The sequence below is a fragment of the Yinghuangia sp. YIM S09857 genome (assembly GCF_051388915.1).
Classification (GTDB): domain Bacteria; phylum Actinomycetota; class Actinomycetes; order Streptomycetales; family Streptomycetaceae; genus Yinghuangia.
Genome location: NZ_JBPKBH010000019.1, coordinates 142,557 through 147,988, shown reverse-complemented (window position 1 = coordinate 147,988; position 5,432 = coordinate 142,557). Strand labels below are relative to the sequence as shown.

Genomic DNA, 5,432 nt, shown 5'->3' with positions numbered 1-5,432 from the left:
CGGGCACCGGACCGTGGCAGGAGCGTCCTCCTGAGGTGGCAAGGACACCGCTCCGGCGAAGCGGCCGGTGGGGCGGAGAGCCAGTTGAGTACCTGGTCGTCGGTGCGCCGGTGCGCTCCGCATGATCGAGCATCCCGACGGGGGCGGCACGCCCTACCGCGGGTCTCGGCGCATAGGCTGCCGGCGCATGCGACTTGGCCGTGGCGGTACGTACTCGGGGTTGGGGACGAGGACGGACGACAGGGTGCCGTGGACGAGCGCCTCGCGAGGCAGGTCCAGCACGAAGGTGGATTCGGCGAAACGCAGGCAGTCCCGGTCGTAGTCGGCAGAGATGTTCGCTTCGGCGGGGGACCGCCCGTCCGGCATGAGCAGCCCGGCCTCGATCATCTCGGGCCACCACCGGCGCGGGTCGGTTCCCGCGGCAAAGCGCTCCATGCCCGGCTCGAAGCGCGTGACGACTTCGCCGTGCTGCGCGTATGCGAAGGCGCGCGTGAGGTGGAAGTCGGCGACGAGCACCGCCTCCGTCCCGTTCGAGACCGGTGCGAGCAACCGGTAGCCGACGCTGGAGCGGTGCTCGAACGCGAACGCCCAGTCGCCCGCACTGCCCAGCCGGACGACCTCCTCGGGCATGCCGTGATACGAGCCGACGCCCCGGGTATCCACGTCCGCCCAGGTCATCGGCACCGCGGAAGCGGGGTCTGCGCCGAGGCGCCGCGCCAACTCCTCCTCGGTGACACCCCGAACGAAGACGACGCAGTAGAGGATCTTGAACGCGTCGGGGAGCCACAGGATTCCGTCCGGCATGCCAGTCCCTCCCAGCGCAGGACATCGAGGTGGTTCCGCAACGACCGGGGGGCGACGTCGCTCCTGGCGCGTCGTCTGGCGCCCCGACGACAGTTCGCACGTGGACCGCCAGGGTGGCACTGTACGGCCCGACACCGACCGGCAGCCCTACCACCGGCCCCCGGTCCCGACGACACGTTGGCACGTTCCGTCGACCGGCATGTCGTCGGTGCTCGTCACGGTCGCACGTCACCAGCACAGCCTGGCGTCACCCGCCACCTCGGAATACCGCACCATTCGAATAGCGCTCCCCGCCAGTCGGGGCGTCCGGGTGGACCCCGGCGGAGCGTCAGGCGTACGCGAACGACCTGGACGACCCGAGGCTGTTGATCGCGGTGTCGGCGGCGTCGAACAGGAGTAAGGCGGACAAGGATCCGTCGCAGTGGATGCCTCCGTATGAGGCGTACCGGTGCGAGTATGCGACGAACTGGGTGGCGATGAAGCTGCGTTGGGGTTTGTCGGTGGACGTCGCGGAGCGCGACGCGCTCGCTGTTCAGGTCGCGGCGTGCCCGGGTGTGGAGATCACTGGCGCTCTCGCACGCTGACGGAGTCGGCCCGAAGGCGGGGACGCCATGGATCGTTGGTCATGTCACATATGCTACGAATCCGGCGTAGATGACTGCGGCCGCCGTGATCGCTGCCACTGTTGAGTTCCTCTTTCCGAGCCGTGGTTGGAGCAGACGCTGCACGCCTACGCCTTGGGGGATTGATCCGAAGAGAATGGAAACCACCCAGTTCGCGGTGTCCATCCCACCCGGGTACCCGTGGAGGGCCCTTCGGGCGACGAGGACCTGGCTGGTCAGACCGAGCAACACAAAGGAGATCGACCGCAGAACGTCCCAGAGGGAGCCTGGGGGGCGGCCAGGTGGGCTGGTCGGGATTGTGCGGGGTGGCGTTCGATTCCTGCGGCGACCGCCGGGCAGCGGTGGCGGTTTGCCTTCCGGGGTTGGGCGCGGGCGGTGCGGCGCGTTGAGCTCCGTTGTCCGGTGCGGGCCCGGGGGTGCGCAGTGCGGTTGCGGCGGCGCGCAGGATGGCGTGGGTGACCGCGAGGGGCAGCCACCCGTGGTCCGCCCCGACGTGGGTCGGCGGTGCGGGGAGCATCGTTCGGGCGGTTGCGGCGGCGGGGCGGTCCGCCGGGTCCTTCGCGAGGGCGGCCTCGACGAGCGGTGCGAGCGCTGTCGGGAGGCCGGCGAGGTCGGGATTGCGGGTGGTCAGGTTGGCGAACAGTACGGGCAGGGTGTCGCCGGGAAACGGCGGGTGGCCCGTCGCGGCGTAGGCCAGGACCGCGCCGGCGGAGAACACGTCGCTTTCCGGTCCGACGTCGGAGCGTTCGAACTGCTCGGGCGACATGAACCCCATCGTGCCCACGGTCTGCCCTGTCCGCGTCAGTCCCGTCGCCCCGGCGGAGCGGGCGATCCCGAAGTCGATGACCTTCGGGCCGTCGACGCCCAGCATCACGTTGGACGGCTTGACGTCCCGATGCACCAACCCGGCAGCGTGTATCTCGGCCAGCGCGGCGAACAGACCCGCTCCCAATGCGAGCAACGACTCCTGCGGCAGCGGCCCGAACCGGCTCACCGCCTCACTCAACGGAATACCGGGAACGAACTCTGTGGCCAGCCAAGGCACTTCCGCGTCCGCGTCGGCGGCGACCACCCTCGCGGTGAACGCCGTGTCCACGCCCCGAGCGGCCTGGACCTCGCGGACGAACCTGGCACGGAACTCGCCTCGGTCGCCGTTCAGCAAGTACGGGTGCACCACCTTCACCGCCACCGCCGCGCCGTCCGGCGCCCGGCCCAGGAACACCCGCCCCATTCCGCCGGCCCCCAAAACGCCCACCAGCCGAAACCGGTCGACCTGCTGCGGATCCCCGCTGCCCAACAGCTCCATCACGCCCCCGTCTCCACGCCCACCACCCCGAACCCGCAACAGGCAGGTGCTCCTCGAACGACCAAGCCCACCGCACCTCGGCGCCTGCGCGCAACTGTGGTTGTGAAGGCAACAGCCTTGTCTCACATGCGGGATGCCGTTGGTGATCGTTGTCGGGCCGCAGGACAGCGCTTGGCGGCGCGCACGCGCTCAGCCGCACGATGTTGGTTCCGGACGCGGTGGCCGGTGCCGCCCCGGTAGCGGCAGCGGCGCATTCCATCGGGCCCAGACCGTCTCAACACCAACTCGACGCGATTCAGCGCCCGGAACGCGGCGAACACGTGGGCGGAGTCCATCCGTTCGGTCGGAACACCTGGTCCGCTTTGTCGGGAACATCACCGATCCCCGCCGGCACTCGCGTCACAGGCTTTGCACCATCGTCAGCTGGTGCACCCGCCGTCCCTCGTGGCGCAGGCCGGGCACCATCGGCTGCGGACCGTACGGGGTGAAGCCCATACGGCGGAAGAACCGCACGGCCCGGGTGTTCTCCACGAGCGTTTGGAGGTGGCAGCCCGGGGATCCTGCGGTCCGGAGCTGCTGGAGCCATCGGGTCATCAGCTCCTGCGCCGCTCCGGTGCCGCGCGCCTCGGGGGCGAGGTTGATGTGCAGGTGGGCCGGCCACGCCGGATCGGCGAAGTCGCCTGCGGTGGGGCGGCGGCGCAGCGCTGACCATCCGGCGTCGGCCACTGCCCGTGCGAAGAACGCGACCGGCCGGGCGCGCAGGAAGAGGCGGTGCTCCCGGATGGCGCGGTCCATGCGCCTGGACTCGGAAGGGAATTCGGCGCTGTCGGGGCACCCGGCCAGGTACCCGACCAGCGCGCCGTCGAGGAAGGCGAGCCACAGCGAGTCCGGCAGCAGGTCCGCGTACGGGTCGAGGTACATGGCCGCCTCGGACTCGGGGTGGCCCCACAGCGACCCGCTCGGCGACCCCTCGCCGACCCGCGGGGCGAGCTCCCGCAGCGCGGTCCTGTCTGCATCAGCGAAGGTGCGGACGGCGATCCCCATGCGCGCATTCTCCACGATCGAAGCCCGTACTCTTCGTACCCGTCACGCACCCCACTCCCGAGGTGTTCCCAGCCTCTTCAACCGCCTGTGCGGCGCGTCCGCTCGCCGCCGGCGTCAATCCCACATCGAGGTCCGGCGCCCCAAGGGTCAGTGCAGTTGGCTTCCTGCCAGGGCAGCGCGTGTCCTGGTCAAGGCTCGGGGAGGCGCCATGGACAAGGGAACTCGGTCCGAGCCGGACTGGGAAGGTGGGGCCCTACCTGGTGGCCCCGGCCCGGGCGGTGAGTGCTTCGCCTGCGTGGATGATCGAGCTGAGCATGGTGTGCGCGGCTTGGAGCTGTTCGATGGAACTGCTCAGGCGCTCGCGCTCCGTCTTGAGGTCCTGGGCCATTTCCTCGCAGGTCGGCGCCAGGATCGACCGCTTGTCGGCCATGCAGGGAAGGACTTCCCGGATCAGGTCGGTGTTCAACCCGGCCGCCAGCAGGATGCGGATGCGGCGTACGGCGGCCACGTCGGACTCGCCGAACTCGCGGTAGCCGCTGGCTCGCCGCTGCGGTTGCAGCAGCCCCTGTTGCTCGTAGTACCGCAGGCTCCGGGTGCTGACGCCGGTGCGGTTCGACAACTCGCCGATGAACATGTGACCCCTGCCGCGCAAGCTTGACTCTGACGTCAATGTCAAGGTCTAGCTTAGCGGCCATGACAACTCCCGAGATCTCTCAGTTCGGTGCATCCGTCGACGCGAAGGCCCTGACCGGCAGTAAGGCTGTCGTCACCGGCGGCACGATCGGCATGGGCCGAGCCATCGTCCAGGCCCTCACCGACCGCGGCGCCGCAGTGATGTACACCGGGCGCAGCGAGCAGCGCCTCGCCGAGGCCCAGGCGGCGCTCGACACCCCGCTGGCCCACCCTGTCCGCTCGGATGCCACGGACGCCGCCGCCATCGCCGCCCTCCGCGACCAGGCCGCCGATCGGCTCGGCGGCCTCGACTACCTGTTCGTCAACCAGGGCATCGCCGAGTTCCAGACGCTCGAAGAGGTCACCGAGGAGTCCTGGGACCGCATCTTCGACGTGAACACCAAGGGTGCCTTCTTCACCGTCCAGGCCCTGGCACCGCTGATCGCCAAGGGCGGCTCGATCGTCTTCACCACCGTCTCCAACGACCGGATCTACCCCGGCCTCAGCGCCTACTCCGCGGCGAAGGAAGCCGTCGCCGCCTTCACGAAGGTGCTCGCAACCGAACTGCTGCCCCGCAAGATCCGCGTCAATGCGATCGCGCCCGGCTTCATCCTCACCCCCACGATGGGCGTCGCCGACCTGACCGACGAGCAGCGCGCCGAGTTCGTCGAACAGGGCAACGCCTCCACACCGATGGGTCGAGGGGGCACGGTGGAGGAGATCGCCGCCGCCGCGCTGTACCTGGCAGCCGAGGCGACGTTCACGACCGGTGTGGAACTGCCCGTGGACGGCGGATTCGGCCAGGGCCTCGGCGAATAGCCGAAGCTCTGGCTTGGAGGCGACCGGTGGTATCCGACCTGCTGTCGGGGGCGGTGCATCGGCCAGCCACAACTACGGGACTGGCTCCGCCGAGCCGACAGTCACGAAGCCGGGCTGCGTCTCCACACCTGCCGCTCTCGATTCCCCGAACGCGCGGTGGTGAG

Annotated in this window: 5 protein-coding genes; 1 reads left to right on the top strand and 4 read right to left on the bottom strand. The window is 69.8% G+C overall.

All coding sequences use genetic code 11. The annotated features are described in order from the left end of the window. Positions 1–153 precede the first annotated feature (153 nt). The 4 genes from ACRX5S_RS31650 to ACRX5S_RS31635 all read right to left on the bottom strand — a co-directional run bounded on the left by ACRX5S_RS31650 (position 154) and on the right by ACRX5S_RS31635 (position 4,411). A complete protein-coding gene (locus ACRX5S_RS31650) occupies positions 154–804 on the bottom strand; it encodes a DUF6461 domain-containing protein (protein ID WP_436776595.1) in 651 nt (216 codons plus the stop codon). A 561-nt stretch (positions 805–1,365) separates the two neighbouring features. Continuing rightward, positions 1,366–2,733: a protein kinase domain-containing protein gene (locus tag ACRX5S_RS31645; RefSeq protein ID WP_436776636.1), complete on the bottom strand. Its 1,368-nt coding sequence runs from the start codon at positions 2,731–2,733 to the stop codon at positions 1,366–1,368. Positions 2,734–3,132: 399 nt separating this feature from the next. Further along, positions 3,133–3,777 (bottom strand): GNAT family N-acetyltransferase, encoded by a 645-nt coding sequence (locus ACRX5S_RS31640; RefSeq protein ID WP_436776594.1) that lies wholly within the window; start codon positions 3,775–3,777, stop codon positions 3,133–3,135. A gap of 253 nt (positions 3,778–4,030) precedes the next feature. After that, positions 4,031–4,411 (bottom strand): MerR family transcriptional regulator, encoded by a 381-nt coding sequence (locus tag ACRX5S_RS31635; protein ID WP_436776593.1) that lies wholly within the window; start codon positions 4,409–4,411, stop codon positions 4,031–4,033. A gap of 59 nt (positions 4,412–4,470) precedes the next feature. Between ACRX5S_RS31635 and ACRX5S_RS31630 the strand changes: the two genes are divergently transcribed. After that, the gene (locus ACRX5S_RS31630) at positions 4,471–5,268 is read left to right on the top strand and encodes an SDR family NAD(P)-dependent oxidoreductase (protein WP_436776592.1); all 798 of its coding nucleotides are present in this window, start codon (positions 4,471–4,473) and stop codon (positions 5,266–5,268) included. Positions 5,269–5,432: the final 164 nt, after the last annotated feature.